Origin of the sequence: Hoylesella nanceiensis DSM 19126 = JCM 15639, assembly GCF_000379965.1 — a bacterium.
Taxonomy (GTDB): domain Bacteria; phylum Bacteroidota; class Bacteroidia; order Bacteroidales; family Bacteroidaceae; genus Prevotella; species Prevotella nanceiensis.
This window is the reverse complement of sequence record NZ_KB904328.1, coordinates 178,988-199,072: the sequence shown is the minus strand read 5'-3', so window position 1 is coordinate 199,072 and position 20,085 is coordinate 178,988. Positions and strand designations below refer to the sequence as shown.

The 20,085-nt window shown below is 39.4% G+C and carries 12 protein-coding genes; 8 read left to right on the top strand and 4 right to left on the bottom strand.

Annotation, left to right across the window (positions count from 1 at the left end; all coding sequences use genetic code 11):
• Nucleotides 1-215: 215 nt before the first annotated feature.
• Together A3GM_RS0103900 and A3GM_RS0103895 are read right to left on the bottom strand one after the other, a co-directional pair.
• Nucleotides 216-2,759: a fimbrillin family protein gene (locus tag A3GM_RS0103900; protein ID WP_018362082.1), complete on the bottom strand. Its 2,544-nt coding sequence runs from the start codon at nt 2,757-2,759 to the stop codon at nt 216-218.
• A 150-nt stretch (nt 2,760-2,909) separates the two neighbouring features.
• Complete coding sequence (locus A3GM_RS0103895) at nt 2,910-3,089, bottom strand: hypothetical protein (RefSeq protein WP_018362081.1); 180 nt, start codon at nt 3,087-3,089, stop codon at nt 2,910-2,912.
• Nucleotides 3,090-3,724: 635 nt separating this feature from the next.
• Between A3GM_RS0103895 and A3GM_RS0103890 the strand changes: the two genes are divergently transcribed.
• From A3GM_RS0103890 to A3GM_RS0103880, 3 genes are all read left to right on the top strand, one after another.
• Complete coding sequence (locus tag A3GM_RS0103890; protein WP_018362080.1) at nt 3,725-4,402, top strand: 2-C-methyl-D-erythritol 4-phosphate cytidylyltransferase; 678 nt, start codon at nt 3,725-3,727, stop codon at nt 4,400-4,402.
• A 169-nt stretch (nt 4,403-4,571) separates the two neighbouring features.
• Nucleotides 4,572-6,677 (top strand): ATP-dependent DNA helicase RecG, encoded by a 2,106-nt coding sequence (gene recG, locus A3GM_RS0103885; protein WP_018362079.1) that lies wholly within the window; start codon nt 4,572-4,574, stop codon nt 6,675-6,677.
• Between the two features lie 432 nt (nt 6,678-7,109).
• Nucleotides 7,110-8,057, top strand: a complete 948-nt coding sequence (locus A3GM_RS0103880) for a peptidoglycan DD-metalloendopeptidase family protein (protein WP_018362078.1) — start codon at nt 7,110-7,112, stop codon at nt 8,055-8,057.
• A 516-nt stretch (nt 8,058-8,573) separates the two neighbouring features.
• Here the strand turns inward: A3GM_RS0103880 and A3GM_RS0103875 are convergent.
• Nucleotides 8,574-9,350 (bottom strand): glycosyltransferase family 2 protein, encoded by a 777-nt coding sequence (locus A3GM_RS0103875; protein WP_018362077.1) that lies wholly within the window; start codon nt 9,348-9,350, stop codon nt 8,574-8,576.
• Entirely contained in the window at nt 9,347-10,621 is a 1,275-nt protein-coding gene (locus A3GM_RS0103870; protein WP_018362076.1) for a glycosyltransferase family 4 protein, read from the bottom strand. The genes A3GM_RS0103875 and A3GM_RS0103870 overlap by 4 nt, the downstream gene beginning before the upstream one ends.
• 1,214 nt (nt 10,622-11,835) lie before the next feature.
• Between A3GM_RS0103870 and A3GM_RS0103860 the strand changes: the two genes are divergently transcribed.
• From A3GM_RS0103860 to A3GM_RS0103840, 5 genes are all read left to right on the top strand, one after another.
• A complete protein-coding gene (locus A3GM_RS0103860) occupies nt 11,836-13,983 on the top strand; it encodes a GH92 family glycosyl hydrolase (protein WP_018362075.1) in 2,148 nt (715 codons plus the stop codon).
• A 394-nt stretch (nt 13,984-14,377) separates the two neighbouring features.
• Entirely contained in the window at nt 14,378-15,778 is a 1,401-nt protein-coding gene (locus A3GM_RS0103855; protein WP_238299269.1) for a DUF6242 domain-containing protein, read from the top strand.
• A gap of 35 nt (nt 15,779-15,813) precedes the next feature.
• Entirely contained in the window at nt 15,814-16,515 is a 702-nt protein-coding gene (gene porG, locus A3GM_RS0103850; protein ID WP_018362073.1) for a type IX secretion system protein PorG, read from the top strand.
• 76 nt (nt 16,516-16,591) lie between these two features.
• Complete coding sequence (locus A3GM_RS0103845) at nt 16,592-17,338, top strand: isoprenyl transferase (RefSeq protein WP_018362072.1); 747 nt, start codon at nt 16,592-16,594, stop codon at nt 17,336-17,338.
• 102 nt (nt 17,339-17,440) lie between these two features.
• The gene (locus A3GM_RS0103840; RefSeq protein WP_018362071.1) at nt 17,441-20,083 is read left to right on the top strand and encodes a BamA/OMP85 family outer membrane protein; all 2,643 of its coding nucleotides are present in this window, start codon (nt 17,441-17,443) and stop codon (nt 20,081-20,083) included.
• The last annotated feature ends 2 nt before the right edge of the window (nt 20,084-20,085 follow it).

Below are 20,085 nucleotides of genomic sequence, written 5' to 3'. Positions count from 1 at the left end.
ATTGCTTTTGAATGGTAAAAGCACTCATTTTGCACTGCAATAGCTATGCTTTTGCGAGACGAGTGATAAGGTGTTGATATAGAGGTGCATTGATGATGAGTTGTGATAGATAAAATTAAACGACCGCACCCCATAACAAGATGCAGCCGTTTTCTTAGAGATTTATTTGAAGTGAAACTTCTTAAATTCGTTTTTTACGATGAATTTGAATCTATTTAGTCCTTAATTGGAAGGATAGGCAAACCAAATTGCATGTTCATAAACAATGGAATACCAGCGTTGTGATATTCAAATGTGTTGTCGGTAGCCAATACCATACATCCGAAGTATGCCAAGTCTTCTGGCTGAACTGATGATTGTTTACGCAAGTAGCGTTCTGCTGTCCAATAAAGACCCTTACCATTCTTTCTATCTTGCAGCTTTTGAAGGTCTGTATGTAATATCTGTAAGTTAGGAGCAAACACCTTTTTGTGGTTGTTTCCATTGTTAACTTTCGTGAACTCTTGCGCCTTTGGCATGTGGAAACCAGCAGGACATGGGTCGTAAACAGTCTTAACTACATTGCCATCAATGAATCCATCGGTTGTATTATTGGTCGACCAAAGATTCAAATAAGTTCTATCTTTATCGGTATCTTTACACCAATCCCAGTTACCTTTAGGCATTGAGTTCTCAAAACGTCTTGCATTAGCCATCAATAGTGGTGCACCCACAGCCTCTTTCAATGTCATTCCTTGGTAATAAGCATTTGGTTGGTATGTAATCTTGCCAAGTACGAATGGATCTTTACGTCCATGTTGATAATAAGGAGCTGTTCCTTGACGGTCTTCGAATGCTGAAATGGTGAAAGACTTAGTGATGATGGTTCCAACTTCGTTCTTAAACTTAAGTGTAATGGTACGAGTTTGGTCGTAACTTGTCTTTTCCCACTTGGTATGTCTGTAGCCTAATGGTTCTAAAGCGAAGTAACTTGTTGATGTATTGATTACATCTTCTGATGTAAACCATAGGTGCCAGCTCCATAAAACCTTGTCGTTATTATCCAATGCACGTATTAAAACGTTACCTTCTTTAAGGTTTGCTTGAGGCACTTTGAATGTAACTTCGCCTGTAGAAGTGCTTCCTTGAAGATCAGTAATAAGTCCTGTTTCATTCAATTCAACCATCTCTACCTTCTTAACTCCATTGATCTTAGGTTGTGATATGTTACCTTTTGAATCTTGGAAGTTGGTTAAAGTAAATCCATTTAGTAAGTTAGTCACCTTGTAAGCGCTCTCATTTTTAACGCCATTCTTTATTGCATTGCCATAAACAAGAGGGAAACTATATGTTCCAGGAGCTGTAATGACATAACAGTTAGCTGTTGATTGTCTTCCATTTTCATCGAGAGAAAGGTCTTTAACGCCTGTAGGTTGGGTTGCTTGACGCATCTGTTCGATTCTCTTAGCTCTCATATCAATAAGTGGATTGTTGATAGTTACAACGCCAGGTTGGTCTGTTACGGCACCAACACCATTCTCTGTAACAGCTGTAATGAAGTTGTCTGTACCCTCATTCCAGCTTAATCCGCCATTAATACTATAGCCAAGGTATTGCCATTTCACTGGAAGATCACGGTCAGTACCGCTATATCCCTTCAAATGACGGAAGCTTTTGATCTTGAAACTGTTTCCTCCTGCATTGTAAGCGATTGCATCATGGTCTACAGATACTTCGAAAGTGTAGTCCCAATCACGCACATCATCATTAGTGATACCATAAGTTTTGGTTGTAGAAGAAGTCCAAACCTTACCTCCAATAGCAGCTGTTAGAGGATCTCTACCTTCGATATAGATCTTAATATTAGCGTCTGCAGGAAGTGTTTGAGGTATCATTAGGAATGTATTTTCACCTCCTGTGATGATAGCACCAATGTTTAAAGCTGTTGAAATAGGTGTGGTTGGGGTAAAAGTGAAGCTTGTTTTGTTGCGATGATTGCTCCAAGTGCCAGTCTTTATGTCGAGATCAGCCTTGCCATACACGTTATTTATTTCGATCTTAGTGATCTTTAAGCTATAACCAAGCTTGTTTCCCACTTTGAAACGAATAGCAGTTGTAGCGTGATTGAAGCTTAAGTCTACGTTTTGAGCTTGTGTTTCGCTAAATGTAAGCACCTTTGTTGTAGCCAACATCAAGTCGGTTTGCTTCTTAATATCGCTGTTTACGGTGAACTCAATGCGTGGAGCTGTACCGTCGTTTGTTGTTGGTTGGAGTACTTGTAGTGGGTTAGAAGCATCTAAAAGTGGATAAACTGCATGGAATTGGAGCTTTCCTGCCTTTCTAGGAGTCCAGTGAATGGCTTGATAAAGCGATCCATTTTTTCTTGCTTTAGCGTTGAACATGAAGTCAGCAGCATTGCCTCCGTCTTTCGAAGCGAATACACTAAAGTCTTTATCTATCGAAGTTTTCAATTCAGCACGAGTACCATTGTCTTGTTGTTGAACAGCGTTTACACCTTCAACAGTAGTTTCTTTGATACAAACATCTAAGCCGTTAGCATTTTGAAATGCGATTCTTTGGGTTTCATATACCGACTTTTCAGATCTTTGAGGTAGTGAAGCTTCTTTCGAAACCTGAATATCTGTAACGGTAAAACGCAATCCTTTAGAAGTATTACCGTCTTCTTTAACGTTGTCTATGTCGCTACATGCAGTTGTAAAGCATAGCGCACCAAGTGCAATAAGAGAAAGAATTCCTTTAGTTAGAATATTTCTTTTCATTTCTTTTTTGTGGGTTTAATTCTGTTTTGTTAGTTCTTTGCGCTCGTGTACCTATTATATAATAAAAGAAAAGGGGTACAAGGCGAATGTAATGAGATATCTATCTTTTTATAACTTTCGAGGCATTGCGCCCTAAAAGCATTCAAAGATTTAAGTAATAGTCATTGTTGGAGATCCAGAATTCATGAAATCAAGATCTTCATCTTCTTCTTTATTAGGATTAACTGATGGATTTGTGTTAACATTTCCGCACGAACTTGCCGCTAAAAGGGTAAGTGGTTCAGTTAATGTGTGTGCCTTTGTGAAAGGCGAAACATAATTTTTTTTCATCACTAAATATAATTTTACGTTTAAAAAGGACCTCAATTTATCCTATAATATATAAATACTAAATATAATCCTGATAGAAATAAATATCCTAAATAGCAGTTTTACTATTCAATCTTTCGTTTATTTGCATTGCAAAGGTACAACCTAAAATGGTTGAGTACTATGGTTTTGGGGTTAATAAAATGCAAAAAACATTGAACAAAAACAACTGAAAATCAACAGTTAAAACCAGTTTTTGTGCGTTTTTAGTGCAATTTTAGATAAAAGATGCAGAGTGCTTGGTAATTGATGTGTCAATAATCCTGAAGAAAAAAAGGTGATTTTTGAGGAAAGTTATTTTCAAAATACTGATAAAAAGGGATTCTTAAGGAAAATAAATAAAACGCTTTGGTTTTCAAGTAACGTAAATTAACCATATAAATGCAAAGAAAACTATAATTCAACCCGGTTTCGTTTAAACGTTAATTAGAATGGTATGAAAAATCATTCGTCGTCTCTTTTTCTTCCAAAATAAAAGCTCTTCAAATCGTCTTTTCGATGCAATTCGATACAAAATGATAGAAAATTTGGAAAATAAGTAAGTTTTAAATAACTTTGTTATCGTAATAACGCATCACAAAAGAAAGGAGACAACAATGAATTATGCAATTATTGTGGCAGGAGGAAAGGGCATTCGAATGGGTAATGACATTCCTAAACAATTTATGTTGTTGTGCAATAAGCCCATATTGATGCGCACTATTGAGCGTTTTAGGGCTTTTGATGCACAGATAAAGATTGTTGTTGTGTTGCCAAAAGAACAGCAACAATATTGGAGTAACTTATGTTCCGACTATCATTTCGACATTGAACACACGGTAGTTGATGGTGGTTCAACTCGTTTTGAGTCCTCTTTAAACGGCTTAAAAGCCATAGATGGCGGTGCAAACGATTATGTTGCCATACACGATGGCGTGCGTCCTTTGGTGTCGAAAGATACCATTCAGCGTTGTTTCGATGCCGTATCAGGTTGCAAAGCCGTTATTCCTGTGGTGAAAGTGGTAGACTCTTTGCGCAAAACCTATAAAGATGGACAAGAAAAGAACGTGGATCGAAGTGCTTATAGCATTGTTCAAACACCCCAAACATTTAGTGTTGAGCTGTTGAAAAAGGCCTATGAGCAACCTTACAATCCTCTTTTCACCGACGATGCATCGGTAGTTGAGCACTTAGGAGAAAAGGTATTCTCGGTAGAAGGCAATCGAGAAAACATCAAAATCACCACTCCTTTCGACATCATTGTGGCTTCGGCAGTATTGAATAACGAACTATAAAAGAACCAATCTCCATCTCTTTTCAAACCAATAAGATAGAAACCTCAAAATAAAAACAGTGCTTTTACCTGCTAAAAGCATTGATATTGCACCCTAAAAGCATTGCTTTTGAAGTGTAATAGGATAGCTTTTGTGAAGCAGTTGATAATCAATAAGATAAAGAACAATAATGAGTAATATTCTAGAACAAGACATTATGTATCTTCAGGGCGTTGGACCTAAGCGCAAAGAGATTCTCAGTAATGAGCTGGGAATAAAGACTTGGGGCGACCTTTTAGAGTATTATCCATACAAATATGTAGACCGAAGTAAGATTTATGCAGTGCACGAGCTAACGGGCGACATGCCTTTCGTGCAGATTAAAGGACGTATTTTGAGCTTTGAAGAGTTCGAAATGGGTCCACGACGCAAACGACTTGTGGCGCATTTTAGGGGCTCAACGGGTGGAGTTGTAGACTTGGTGTGGTTTCAAGGAGCGCAATATATTCGCAAGACCTATAATTTAAACGACGAATATTTGGTGTTTGGGAAGCCCACTTTCTATAATGGACGATACCAATTTACTCACCCTGAGATCGAAAAAGTGGGCGAGGTGCAAATCGAAACCATGCGTATGCAGCCTTATTACATCACCACAGAGAAGATGAAAAAGGCAGGATTGCAGTCGAGAGCCATTGAGAAAATTACCCGAATGTTGGTAGATAAAATTCCAGAAGAGGCCCTTCCAGAGACCCTTCCCGCCTTTATCACCGAGCGTTTGCATCTTGTTTCACGTTATGAAGCATTCCGAAACATTCACTATCCCACTTCTTTAACCGATGTGCAGAATGCTCAATTGCGTCTAAAATTCGAAGAATTGTTCTTCGTTCAGCTCAATATTCTTCGCTATTCAACCGAACATCGTCGCAAATATCGTGGCTATCTCCTTCCAAAGGTTGGTCACTTTTTCAACACATTCTATACCAACAACTTGCCATTTCCGCTCACCAACGCTCAAAAACGAGTGATGAAAGAAATTAGGAGCGATATGATTACGGGCAGACAGATGAACCGTTTGTTGCAAGGCGATGTGGGATCGGGCAAAACTCTCGTTGCTTTGATGACCATGCTCATTGCTATTGACAACGATTTTCAGGCTTGTTTGATGGCTCCTACTGAGATATTGGCAGAGCAACACTTCACAACTATCGCCTCATTCTTAAAGGGCTTAGATGTGCAAGTGGAGTTGTTGACGGGCACTGTGAAAGGAAAAAAGCGACAAGACATTCTTACTCGACTTGAAAAAGGAGAGGTTCAGATTCTCGTTGGTACGCATGCTGTGATCGAAGATAGCGTTCAATTTGCTCGATTAGGTGTGGCTGTGGTAGACGAACAGCATCGTTTTGGAGTGGCTCAAAGAGCTAAAATGTGGGCAAAAAGCGCACAACCGCCTCATGTTTTGGTGATGACTGCAACGCCTATTCCACGCACTTTGGCGATGACTATATACGGAGATCTCGACGTTAGCGTGATAGATGAATTGCCACCAGGTAGAAAACCCATCGAAACCATTCATAAATACGACACTCAAACGGCTTCGCTTTACGACGGAATACGCAAACAAGTGGCGCAAGGAAGGCAAGTTTACATTGTTTTTCCATTGATTAAGGAAAGCGAAAAGACGGACTTACAGAGCTTGGAAACGGGCTTTGAGAACTTGAAAGAGGTGTTTCCAAACTTCAAAATGAGTAAGGTGCACGGCAAAATGAAGCCTAAAGAGAAGGAAGAGGAAATGAATCGGTTTGTAAAAGGCGAGACTCAGATTCTCGTTGCCACAACAGTTATCGAGGTAGGAGTGAATGTTCCTAACGCAACTGTTATGGTTATACTTGAAGCTCAGCGCTTTGGTTTGTCGCAATTGCACCAACTTCGTGGGCGAGTAGGGCGTGGTGGCGACCAATCTTACTGCATTTTGGTGACGAACTACAAACTAAGTGCCGACACAAAGAAACGCATCGACATTATGTGTGCAACCAATGATGGATTCCAAATCGCTGAAGCTGACCTCAAATTGCGTGGTCCTGGCGATTTAGAAGGAACGCAACAAAGTGGAATGGCATTCGATTTGAAGATTGCTAACATTGCTCGTGATGGTCAATTGGTGCAAATGGCACGCAATGAAGCACAACGAGTGGTGGAGAATGACGAGCATTTTGATAAGCCAGAGTATGCGATGTTGTGGCAAAGACTAAAGGAAATGAAGAAAGCTACCATTGATTGGGCGTCGATTAGTTAATGCTTTTGTGAGGTATTTCTTATTGGTTTTCAATGTCTAATCACCGCTTTCTCTATATAATATAGGTGTAAAAAGGAGCAAAAGAGGCTTTTTTGTCCTTTAACTTGCACTAAAAAACGTGTATTATATTATGGTGTTGAAAGCTCAATTTAACGTCTTTTGATTGAATATAGATAGCTCTTGGTGTTGGAAATAATACAATTCGTTACTTTTCGACTTTGAATTTTGCCGAATTGAAACATTTAATTGAAAAACAATAAAAAGTTAAATAAGTAATAAAAAATTCTTGATTAAGAGCAATTTCCAGCTTTTTTCCTTACCTTTGTGCGGTTATCAGTAGACTATTGTGTCTTTTGTGTTGTTGCAATAGTTGATGAACTTGCCTTGAATTCTTTGTTTTTAGGGCATGAAGTATCACTTAAAAGAATAACTATGACTTTAAAAAGAACACTTAAAACTTTAGCTCTTGGAACGTTAATGCTTCTCTCTTCGAACGCAATTCACGCTCAAGATCTACTTGCAAGACAAGCTCCTGTAGATCGAAAGATGAAGGCTGTAGATACACTTGTTATGAAAAGCATTGCAATAAGAGAAAATCTTCAATCGCCTGCAGCGCAACTTTACGATGATTGGAACAACAAATTTGCTCATCGTCAGACTGCACTTCCAGACACTTTCAAAATTAATTTGCGTCATTTCTGTATGCCCACAACCAGTAGAGTCGTTACAAGTAACTTCGGAGCACGTTGGGGTCGTGCGCATAAAGGATTGGATATAAAAGTTTATATCGGTGATACTATCCGCGCAGCGTTTAATGGTAAGGTGCGAATGGTGGCTTATGAAGGGCGTGGTTACGGTAAATATATTGTTATTCGTCACTCAAATGGACTCGAAACAATATACGGTCACCTTTCAAAACAATTGGTTTCAGAGAATCAAGACGTTAAAGCTGGAGACGTAATTGGCCTTGGTGGCAACACAGGTCGTAGTACTGGATCACACTTGCACTTTGAAACTCGCCTCTGTGGGGTGGCACTTAATCCTGCACTTCTATTCGACTTTAAAGCTCAAGACGTAACAGGCGACTACTATGTGTTTAACAAAAGTACTTACAATAGCGAGTCGGAAGAAGCAACTAAGCTAAGAGGTAAGATCGGAAACGGCAGCTATTCGCCTGCAGAAGTACGTGGAGAAATGGCTCAAGCCAAAACAACTGAGAAGAAAGACGATGGAGATCGCAGCTATCACTTTGTGTCTGCAGGAGAAACATTGTACTCAATTGCTCGCCGACGTGGCGTTACTGTTGACAAACTTTGTGAGCTAAACAACCTCAAAAAGAACGAACATTTGCGCCCAGGTCGTGTCCTTCGCTACTCATAAGGGGTGCCAGTTGATTTCAAGAAGGGTGCCTGAGTTTTTAGAAGAGAATGAAATGGCAACTTGAAATGAATGAGAACATACCTTAAAAGAATGTTCTTTCAAAAGTAAGATAGAGACTTTAATGTAAAAATAAAAAGGGGAAAGTCCTTTAGAACGATGTTTCTAAGGGGCTTTTTATTTTGCCTTTTTGTTATCATCAGTCACCTTTTTCGGTGCAACCGCTTAACTTTTCCTTTGCAACCGCATAGCTTTTGAGGCATAATAGCAGTGCTTTTAAGGTGTAATAACATTCCACATGAAGTGCAATCTTATTCTTTTGAAGATGAAATACCAATTCTCATAAGGCATAATACCATAGCTTTTACCCTCGAATATCATTGCTTTTAGCACGTAATAGCAATGCTTTTACAAGCAAAAAACATAGCTTTCACCTTATTATAATATAAAGGACACGAAGAAATAACCACCTTTAAGCAAATAAAAGCAGCGAAAAAGAATAGAAAAAGACCTTGAAAATTAGCGTTTCAACACATTTCTAATAGCGAACCAAAGGTGCATAAAGGTAGTAGTGATGCAGCCATAATGATGACACATCACCCTGAAACGCTCCTTTAATGATGCTCTGTGATTTGCAGTCGTTAGTCCACCGTCCAAGAAGTTCGCAACAATAGCATTCACATTACGCAACGCACGATGCTCCTCTTCACTCTTTTTCATGATACGAATACACCAATCCACGTCAGCAGAAAAGCGATATTGCAAGTCGTAAGGTGTGGTTTTAGCAATCGAAGTGAGTGCATAAAAAGCTTGATGACACACCAACATACCATGTTTAAACGAATTAGAAGTAAGCGTTTGAGGCGTTTGGAGATGGCGTTTACGCAAGAACTTGCCCTCCATATCAACGATATCCGTGTCGCCATACAACACACCTGGCAGCAACTCGCCCTCTTTCACCGACGAAGCAATCGTTTTAAGCGTGTCAATATCCTTGAAAGTGTCGCCCGCATTCATAAAAACAATGTAGTCGTTGCTCGCCAATTGAATCGCTTTATTCATCGCATCGTATAAACCTTTGTCCCTTTCCGACACAATTTTAATGCTATATGGCTCCGAAGAACTACTTATTTTCGCCTCGTAAGCATGTGCCATTGATAGAGTTTCGTCACGAGAAACCCCATCAATAATAAGATGTTCGATGTTTTTATACGTCTGTTGCGCCACACTATCGAGCGTTCTTTGCAACACATCTTGTGCATTAAAAGTGCAAGTGATGATAGAAAAGCTAATCATAGTTTGTAAATTTTTCGAGCAAGAGCCTCATTATATAAGTTGATATAGCGCATAGCGACGCCCTGTTGCGAGTAGTTTTGGTTGACTTTAGCCACCGCTTGGTGTGCCAACTCGTCTTTGTTAGGGTGAGAAAGTACCCAGTGAATGCCCTGAGCAAGACTCTTTGCGCTTTTAGGAAGAGCGATATAGCCGTTCACCTCGTGCGTAATCATCTCAGGAATACCGCCAATATTGAATCCAACGCAAGGAATTCCGCATGCCAAAGCCTCCATAATGGTATTAGGAAGATTGTCTTCTAACGATGGAATAACGAACAAATCGGCAGCATTATAAGCGTTTACGAGCGTTTTGTCATCGCTAATATAACCCAAAGAGAAAGTCTCAACAGGCAATTGCGATGCCACCTCGTCTGCACTTCCGCCCATTAGGGCAACAGCCAGCGTGTCTTTTAGTTGAGGGTGCAGTGCAGTTAGCTCCTTAATAGCGTCGATTAGGTGGTGAACACCCTTTCTTTCGTTTGTAACCTTTTGCGAAACGAACAATAAAATGTGCTTATCTTTAGGCAGAGAAAGAGCCTCTCGAGCCTCATTTTTATTGATAGGGTGAAATATATGTGTGTCTATTGGGTTGGGGATAGATGTAATGCTGTGCCCTTTTAGTAAGCCACTTTGCTTTGCTTGTTGTGCAAGCCAGTTCGAACAGCACACAAAATGAATTCTACCCTTGCTGTAAGTCTTTTGTTTTTGCGCCCAAATGCGAGCCGAAAGGTCGTTCAAAGAGCCGTGATGAGGCAACAATGGACAGCGTTTGCAACTTGTTTTAAACGCAATACACCCACGTGCATAGTGGCAAAGAGCCGTTGCAGGCCACAAATCGTGCATTGTCCACACCACAGGTTTACCGCTTTCGATAATCTTTCTGATGTTTTTAAGCGACAACATACCTTGATTAATCCATTCAAGATGAATGATGTCAGCTTCTAAAAATTCCTTTGTGCGGGTGATGTCGCATCCAGTATTGGCAATATCAATATCGAATAAGCCCTTTTTTGATAAGTGGAGATGAAGAAAAATGCAGAACCTTTCCCACAAAAAGTTCCACTTTTGTTTTAGGGAGTGAGGCAAACTCACAACCGAAAGATTCTCAGTTTCTTTGTTGCGTACCAACATTTTTGCTTTCACTCCGTTGTTGTTCAGAGCCGAAAGCAATCTGTTCGAGGCAACAGCAGCGCCCCCTGTCTTTTCACTTGTATTGATAATAAGAATGCGCATGATATTGCAAAGTTACGATTTGCATCGCAAATACAACGCTTTTAAAGGATTAATTATTCGTATTTTCGATGAATAAATGCAGAAAGAGAACAGCTCTTGTGTTCCTTTCGTTCTGCTTTTTGTTGGTTGTATGTCTGTTTGAGAGTGAGAAAAGCGTTGTTATTAGGAGGAAAAGGGAGAGGTTTGGGTAGAAAATAAGGAGTTTTTTGCTGTTTGGGTGGTGCTTTCTCGTTGGAAAAAGATGGGATTAGAAGTAAAAAAAGAGAATAAAGTAAGATCAAAAAGATATCGCTTTTTAATCGTGTTTGCCTTACTTTTACGTCGAATTATCCTTGAGTTGAAAAGGGAAAGGTGAGGGGTTGGAATATATAAGCTGACGTGTTGTGTTGCAATAGTAGTGCTTTTATGTAGCAATCTCAATGCTTTTGCGGTGTAAAAGGAATGCTTTTACAAACCAATAGCAATGCTTTTGCAAAACGTTCTGTTTGCCTTTGTGTTGCGAAGAGTAAATGATTGAGATCTAATTGCTTTCGGTTAGCGACCTACTTAACCTATATATAAGTGAAAACGCCATTACTCTACACGAGCGATGGCGTTTTTTTATGTTTAACAATTTTAATTTCTTTCTTGATAAATGAAAATCTCTCGACCTCCATTTCTCCTGTTAAACAATCCTGTTTTTACCTTAACTAATAACTAAAAACATAAATCTATTACTACTAACCTAAACAATCTATTAACCTTTTGACGATGCAAAGTTACGACAATGCAATTTTGTTTGCAAGAAAAACACCAAAAAATATTCTTAAAACGTGTATTTATTGACGAAAATCAACCTTGTGTTTGCGCACACAAAACGCAACAAAAGCAAATAGTATTCGTTCTTTTTGTTTGTAAATGCGCTGTAAATGAGGTGTTTAAGTATTTTTATGGTCTTTGAAGAGCGTGTAAGCAGTGTTTCAAGTTCAATACACCTTATTTGCAATAAAAAAGTACCTAAAAATCAATAGAAAAATAGATGCAGAAAAAGAGGAGTAAAAATCGCCCGAAATAGCTTATAAATGTTGTGCAATTGTTTGATTATTATCAAGTTTTTCGTTATCTTTGTAGCTGTTAATCTCATTGCTACCTAAAAATAAGAAGAACGCATTGAATTTGAGATCAACGACTTATTGACGAAGAAATAATAATAAGAATAAAGATAAATAAGAATTATGTTGAAGACGATTTTTAGCTCGTGTGCTTTTGCTTTCGCTCTTTTTGCAGCGGCAGGACATAGCAATGAAGCACAAGCAAGCAACAAACAAGACTGTTATACACAGTGGGTTAACCCCTACATTGGTACTGGTGGGCATGGACATGTGTTCCTTGGAGCTAACGTTCCCTTTGGTTTTGTGCAGTTAGGACCCACTCAAATCACCCGAGGTTGGGACTGGTGTTCTGGCTATCACTACACAGATTCTGTGTTAAGAGGCTTCTCTCACACCCATTTAAGCGGTACAGGTATTGGTGATTTGGGCGATATTTCGTTCCTTCCAACCTATGATCAAGATGCTTATACAGTGAAATTCTCTCACGATGGCGAGTATGTTCGTCCTGGATACTACACTGTTCGCATTGGAGATAGTAAGATTTTGGTAGAATTAACCGCAACAAAGCGTGTGGGAATGCATCGTTACACCTTCCCATTGTCTAACAAAGAGGCTCTTATCAAGATCAACCTTGCACAAGGAATTGGCTGGGATAAGATGACAGAATGTAAGTTCTCACAAGAAAACAATAAGCTTGTAACAGGTTATAGATATTCAACTGGTTGGGCAAAAGACCAAAAAGTGTACTTTGCAGCAGAGTTTTCGCAACCCGTTCAACTTGTAAAAACAGAGCAAGACAGCGTTGGTGTGTTTTCAGTAGGACACAATCCACAGCCATTATTGGTTAAAGTTGGCTTGTCGGCAGTGAGCATCGACAATGCAAAAGCAAACTTAAAGGCTGAAATTCCAGGCTGGAACTTCGACGAAGTGGCTGCAAATGCAGACAAAAGCTGGAATGATGAGCTTTCAAAAATTAATGTATCAACACCTAACGACAATGATAAAACAGTGTTCTATACCTGTCTTTATCACTCAATGTTCTCGCCTTCGACCTTCAGTGACGTTAATGGTGAGTATCGAGGAGCCGACGGAAAGGTGCATAAAGGTGACTTTACCAATTATACTATCTTCTCTCTTTGGGACACATATCGTGCTTGGCACCCACTTGCAACAATCATTCACCCAGAGAAACAAAAAGATATTGCCAAAACATTCATCAGTATTTTCAATGAGCAAGGTAAACTTCCAGTGTGGCATCTCGTTGGAAATGAAACCGATTGTATGATTGGTAACCCTGGTATTCCAGTGTTGGCAGACATCGTTTTGAAAGGTTTTGATGTGGACAAGAAGGCTGCTTACAATGCAATGAAGGCTTCTGCAATGCTCGATGAACGTTCACTTGACAATCTAAAGAAATATGGTTATATCCCCTGGAACAGCGATTCTACCTACGAAACCGTTGCAAAAGGACTCGAATATGCTATTGCCGACGCTTCACTTGCTAAGGTTGCAAAGGCTTTAGGCTATAAAGACGACTTTAACTACTTTGATAAACGAGGCAAATCTTATCACCATTACTTTGATAAGAAAACCAACTTTATGCGTGGAGTGGCTAATGGTAAGTTCAGAGAGCCATTCAATCCATTTGCATCAAGTCACAGAAACGACGATTATACCGAAGGAAATGCATGGCAATATACATGGCTTGTGCCTCAAGATGTGCCTGGTTTAATAAAACTTTTCGGTTCAAAAGATCGCTTTGTTAATAAGCTCGACTCGCTATTTGTGGTAGAAGGCGATTTAGGTAAGGACGCTTCACCCGACATTTCAGGTTTAATTGGCCAGTATGCACACGGAAATGAGCCAAGTCATCACATCCTTTACATGTATGACTTTGTGGGACAGAACTATAAAACCGCAAAAGGTGTTCGTGAAGTGATGCGCACTCAATACACAAATACATTCGATGGATTGAGCGGAAACGAAGATGTTGGACAGATGTCTGCATGGTATATTCTTTCAGCAATGGGTATGTATCAAGTTGATCCCGCTGATGGTCGCTACTGGTTCGGCTCTCCTTTGTTCAACAAAGTAGACGTAAACGTGGGCAATGGCAAAACATTCACCATCATTGCACATAACAATAGCGATAAAAACATTTATATCAAGGGCATAAAACTCAATGGTAAGACCTACAAAAACTGGTATATCGACTACAAAGATATCATGAATGGAGGTACACTTGAATTCTTTATGAGCGATAAAAAATAAACATTCAAAGTGCCGTTGCGCAGTGTTTGCAGTGAGTTGAAGGGCGAATTAGAATGCAAAAATGCTCACTTTAAATAGCAAGTGCAATGTGTGAAATAAAAAGATAATATTTTGTCGTAGTACGAAAGTTTTTTAATTGGGTGGTAAAAGCATTGCTTTTGTCACCCAATTTGTATGCTTTTATGTCTCATTATCAATGCTTTTACAACCTAAAAGCACTGCTTTTGTTGCACAGTAAATATTTTAATAAAAAGCAATGGTTTTGGCTATAACTATAAACAAAAAGCAGTTTAAAATAGAAAGTTATTAATATTTTGCATATAATAATAGTAAATATGCCTATTATTTGCAGATTTCTCATTAAATTTGCAATCTGAATATAATAAGAAACGTAATGAAAAGAATAGCATACCCATTCTTTATGCTGCTTTCGGCAGTAGCTTTTATGACCTCATGTGTGAAAAGTGAGGGTACAGAATTTGAAGGATACGATGACACTGCGATAGTTGGTTTCAGTGTAACTCAAGCTACTGTAACAAAATATACAAAGACAAAGGCAGGTGATAAGGATAGTGTTTACTTTGAACAAATTACCCCTACCAAGATACAATTCAGTATAAATCAGTTAGAAAACACGATTTATAACAACGAAGCGTTGCCTTATGGCACCAATACAAAGAAGCTTTTAGGTAACTTTACTACTCGTTATGGCGGTATTGTGTATCTAAAAGACCTTAAAACAAACGAGCCTGTTTATTATAACTCAACCGATACGCTCGACTTAAGCACTGAGCGTGAGGTGTTGGTATATAGCAGTAATGGCACATACAAGCGTACTTACAAGTTGAAGTTGAATGTGCTAACAGCTCAACCAGACAGCTTTCAATGGAAAAATGAATTGACAAGTAACACCAATTTGGCTGCTTTAACAGGTATGCGAATGGTGAACTTTAATAGCAAAATGATTGTTTTCGGTGTGAACGGCAGTGCTGTGAAAGCCTATTCAACCGCTACAAGCGATGGAAAAACATGGGCAGCCATTTCGCCTAACATCACTTTCGATGCTAACTTTGCACAAAACGTGGTGAAGAAGGGTAACACTCTTTTCTCAATCAATGGCACAATTATCTACAAGAGTAGCGATGCTACCACATGGACTGCAGTTGGTTCAACCTCGGTTACACGTTTGTTTGCGGCTGATAGCAATAATCTTTATGGTTTAAATGCTTCTAACGAAGTGCTAAGAAGTAGCGACAATGGTGCTACATGGACAGCGGAAACACTCGACAGCAATAAGAATAATTTCCCAAGTGTTAACATATTTGGATTTGAAAACAAGATAGCAAGTACCCCAACACTAAGTAGCTTGGTGGTGGTTGGAAACCTATCGAACAATATAGGCGACGGAACTCAAAAGCAAGTGACTTGGAGTAAGGTCGTAGATAGCAGTAATAGCGCATTGAACAACGCATGGTCGTTCTTCGGAATACCCAGTAATAGCAGTAATAGACTACCCGAATTGATCAACATGCAGGTAGCTCAATATGGTCAAGTGCTATTGGCAACAGGCGCAGAAGCTGTTTCAGGCACAAGCAATAAGCAAGTGCAAAGTCTATATGTAAGTAAAGATTTGGGTGCAACATGGTCAAAAAGCACTGATATTCAGCTTGCAAGTCTATCTGCAAACGCTACTTCTCAAGTGGCAATGGCAGTGGATACCGATAACTACTTGTGGCTTGTTTATGGCACAACAGGTAAGGTTTACAAAGGTATTCAAGGAAAATTCGTGAAATAAAAGACATTTAAAAGATAAAACAAACAGGTTGGTCTATGCCTATGAAGATATTCATCGAAAAACGCTTGCTTTGCTTGTTGATGGCGCTTTGTGCCCTAACAGCTTATGCTCAGAGTGATGATGAATATAAAATGGAGATCGGTGCAGGCGTAGGTTTGGTGAGTTATCAAGGCGACTTCAATGGAAGTGTCTTGAAAAACCAACAACCAGCAGCGTCAATCGTTCTGAAAAGGGTGTTAAATCCCTATATGGCATTGGGCGTTCAGGCTACATTTGGAACACTAAAGGGCAGTTCTGAGGGTTTGGCAACATTCTACTCCCCCTATTATAATAATGTGTACACATTCAAAAATAAAGTGTTCGACCTGTCGGCTGTTTACGAATATAATTTCTGGCCCTATGGAACTGGGCAGGATTATCGAGGTGCTCGCAGACTTACACCTTATATATTAGGTGGTCTTGGAGCTACTTATGTGAAATCAAACATCAAGAATGTATTCACGGCTAATATCCCTTTAGGACTTGGATTGAAGTATAAATTGGGCGAAAGAACCAACTTGTCTCTTCAATGGGCAATGCACTTTGCCCTAAGCGATGGGTTAGATGGAGTGAAAGACCCTTATGGCATTGCTTCGTCGGGAATGTTTAAAAACACCGATAGCTATTCAGTTCTGCAAGTAAGTCTCACTTATAGCTTTGCAGCTAAATGCCGAACATGTCATAACGATGATGAATAAAGAATAAAAAGACGTGAGAGTGGTAGAGAATAGAAACGCTCTTTCTTCTCAATAAATAAAAGCAAAAAGATAAAGAATGGAAAGTTTCAACCTTGACAAGCAACGTGTTCCACGCCATATAGCCATTATTATGGATGGAAATGGTCGTTGGGCGACTCAAAAAGGCAAAGATCGAAGCTATGGACATCAAGCAGGTGTTGATACAGTTCGACGCATAACATCAGAGTGTGTGAGGTTAGGTGTTGAATACTTAACCCTTTATACTTTCTCAACTGAGAACTGGAACAGACCTGAAACCGAAGTAGCTGCGTTGATGGGACTTGTGTTATCTTCGTTAGAAGACGAGATCTTTATGAAGAATAACGTTCGCTTTAGAGTAATAGGTGATATGAGTCGTTTGCCAGAGACTGTGCAACAGAAACTGAGAGAAACTGAACTTCATACCGAAAAAAATAGTGCAATGACCATGGTTGTGGCACTTAGCTACTCTTCGAGATGGGAAATTACAGAAGCAACAAAGCGTATTGCAACGAAAGTGCAAAGCGGTGAAATTGCAATAAACGATATTACGGAAGAGATGTTGTCGCAAAATATGGAGACATTCTTTATGCCCGACCCTGAACTTCTTATCAGAACAGGTGGCGAACAACGTATTTCTAACTATCTATTGTGGCAGATTGCTTACTCAGAACTGTATTTCTGCGATACGTTCTGGCCTGACTTTAACGAGGAAGACCTGCATAAAGCCATTGCAGATTATCAAGGAAGACAACGTAGATTCGGTAAAACAGAAGCGCAAGTAGAAAACGAATGTAAGAGCTAAAGGCCTCACTTTCAATCTACTTGATGAACATTGCCAAGAAGAAGCAATCTTCTTACAATTGAATTCAATCAAAAGAATATAAAAAGAGAAAAATATATTAAGATGACTAATATAAGAAAGATAATATTATCGGCACTTACATCGACCCTTGTTGTGGCACGAGCAATGGGTCAAGATGTTGTGGTTAATCCCGAGATTAATTACGCTGGAGCCCCAAGAACACTCGAAATAGGTGGTTTAGTCACTTCGGGTGTCGAAGGTTATGAAGACTATATGCTTACAGGTATATCGGGTTTATCAGTGGGACAGACTATTTCTGTGCCTGGAACAGAGATTACCGATGCTATAAAAAGATATTGGAAACATGGTCTTTTCTCAAATGTTTCGATCTCTGCAGATTCAATTGTTGGTAATAAAGTATTTCTTCATATTCATCTTCAAACACGACCTAGAGTCTCTGTAATTAACTATTATGGCTTGAAAAAGTCAGAAAAAGATGATATGGAGGCGAAATTGGGTCTTCTTAAGGGTGCACAAATCACCCCAAATATGATCGATCGTGCCAAAATATTAGCAAAACGCTACTTTGATGAAAAGGGATTTAAAGATGCTGACGTTGTAATTACACAGCACGACGACCTTTCTAATAAGAATCAGGTGATACTTGACATTACAGTTGACAAGAAAGAGAAAATGAAGGTGCACCAAATTATATTAGAAGGCAATAAAGAAATAAGCGCAAAACGTATTAAAGGTGGATTGTTTACCAAAGGTGCTTTCGCTAAAACTCACGAAGCTGGTAAGCTATCTTCATTCTTAAAGGCTAAGAAATATACCCCTGAAAGATGGGCAAAAGATAAACAAAACCTGATAGCTCTATACAACGAGAAAGGTTATAAAGATGCTTATATCGTGGAAGACAGCGTTTGGAACTACGATTCTAAGCACGTTGACATCGCAATTAAGGTGAATGAAGGTAAGAAATACTACCTTCGTAACATCTCATGGGTGGGTAACTCGGTTTATTCTACTTATCAACTCGAAGCTACTTTGGGTATGAAAAAGGGCGATGTGTATAACCAAAAGCTTTTGAATAAACGTCTAACAGAAGACGAAGATGCTGTGGGTAACCTCTATTGGAACTCTGGTTATATCTTCTATAACCTTCAACCAACAGAGATAAACATTGATGGTGATAGCGTAGATCTAGAGATGCGCATCATAGAAGGTCCCAAAGCGTATATCAACCACGTAAGAATTAATGGTAATGACCGCTTATATGAAAATGTAATTCGTCGTGAGTTGCGTACAAAACCAGGCGACCTTTTCTCTAAAGAAGCATTGATGCGTTCTGCAAGAGAATTGGCTTCAATGGGACATTTCGATCCTGAAAAGGTGTCACCAGACGTTAAACCAGATGGAGAAAACGGTACTGTAGACATCAATTGGAACCTACAACAGAAGTCAAGTGACCAAGTTGAGTTCTCATTAGGATGGGGTCAGACAGGTGTTATCGGTAGAGTGGGACTTAAACTCAACAACTTCTCTATGCGTAACCTCTTTAATAAGAATAAAGAACACCGTGGATTGCTTCCTATTGGTGATGGAGAACAGTTGGCGTTAGGTGCTCAAACCAATGGTAGATATTACCAATCGTATAACGCAAGCTACTCAACTAACTGGTTTGGAGGCAAACGTCCAGTGCAATTTAGCGTGAGTGCGTACTTCTCTAAGCAGACAGATATCGCCAGCAATCAATTTAATAGAAGTTATGCGGATAACTATTACAACTATTTATACGGTTCTTCGGTTTACGGACGCAACTCTTATGAGAGTTTTTATGACCCAGATAAGTATATAACTCTATTCGGTGTGTCACTCGGTTGGGGTCGTCGTTTACGTTGGCCAGATGACTATTTCATGTTGTCTGCACAGCTATCGTACACCCGTTACTCGTTAAAGAACTGGCGATACTTCTTGATGACAAACGGAAATGCAAACAACTTGAATTTCAACTTGTCGTTAAGTCGTACCTCAACAGATAACCAATTGTTCCCAAGACGTGGTTCAGAGTTTACCGCTTCGGTATCTATCACACCACCATGGTCGTCTATCTTCAAGAAAGATTATAAGAATCTTGCTGTGAACTCTAATTCTAAAACATACGAACAAGAGCAACAAGAGAAGTATAGATGGGTGGAATATCACAAGTGGAAGTTTAAGAGTAAGACCTATACAGCCCTTACAAGCGGTACGAAGTGTTTCGTATTGATGACAAGAGTTGAGTTTGGTATCCTCGGAAGCTTCAACAAATACAACAAATCTCCATTCGAAACATTCGAAGTTGGTGGTGATGGTATGAGTGGATATTCAAGCAATTATGCTACAGAAACAGTGGGATTGCGTGGTTATGAGAATGGATCACTCACCCCAGTAGCTGTAGATAACAACCGATCTCGTAGTGGTGCGTATGCATATAACCGCTTAACACTCGAGCTTCGTTATCCATTTATGTTAGGAAACACCACTATCTATGGTCTAGGATTTGTCGAAGGAGGTAATGCTTGGTATGATGCTAAGAAGTTTAATCCATTTAGTTTGAAGCGTTCTGCAGGTCTTGGAGTTCGTATCTTCTTACCAATGGTGGGCTTAATGGGTATCGATTACGCTTATGGTTTCGACAAAGACACTACCGGAAAGAAAGGTGGTGGACAGTTCCACTTCATCTTAGGACAGGAATTCTAAAA

Bases quoted from the DNA above. Each gene is read 5' to 3' on its own strand.
- A3GM_RS0103900 (WP_018362082.1), bottom strand. From the start codon at position 2,759: ATGAAAAGAAATATTCTAACTAAAGGAATTCTTTCTCTTATTGCACTT.
- A3GM_RS0103895 (WP_018362081.1), bottom strand. From the start codon at position 3,089: ATGAAAAAAAATTATGTTTCGCCTTTCACAAAGGCACACACATTAACT.
- A3GM_RS0103890 (WP_018362080.1), top strand. From the start codon at position 3,725: ATGAATTATGCAATTATTGTGGCAGGAGGAAAGGGCATTCGAATGGGT.
- recG (WP_018362079.1), top strand. From the start codon at position 4,572: ATGAGTAATATTCTAGAACAAGACATTATGTATCTTCAGGGCGTTGGA.
- A3GM_RS0103880 (WP_018362078.1), top strand. From the start codon at position 7,110: ATGACTTTAAAAAGAACACTTAAAACTTTAGCTCTTGGAACGTTAATG.
- A3GM_RS0103875 (WP_018362077.1), bottom strand. From the start codon at position 9,350: ATGATTAGCTTTTCTATCATCACTTGCACTTTTAATGCACAAGATGTG.
- A3GM_RS0103870 (WP_018362076.1), bottom strand. From the start codon at position 10,621: ATGCGCATTCTTATTATCAATACAAGTGAAAAGACAGGGGGCGCTGCT.
- A3GM_RS0103860 (WP_018362075.1), top strand. From the start codon at position 11,836: ATGTTGAAGACGATTTTTAGCTCGTGTGCTTTTGCTTTCGCTCTTTTT.
- A3GM_RS0103855 (WP_238299269.1), top strand. From the start codon at position 14,378: ATGAAAAGAATAGCATACCCATTCTTTATGCTGCTTTCGGCAGTAGCT.
- porG (WP_018362073.1), top strand. From the start codon at position 15,814: ATGCCTATGAAGATATTCATCGAAAAACGCTTGCTTTGCTTGTTGATG.
- A3GM_RS0103845 (WP_018362072.1), top strand. From the start codon at position 16,592: ATGGAAAGTTTCAACCTTGACAAGCAACGTGTTCCACGCCATATAGCC.
- A3GM_RS0103840 (WP_018362071.1), top strand. From the start codon at position 17,441: ATGACTAATATAAGAAAGATAATATTATCGGCACTTACATCGACCCTT.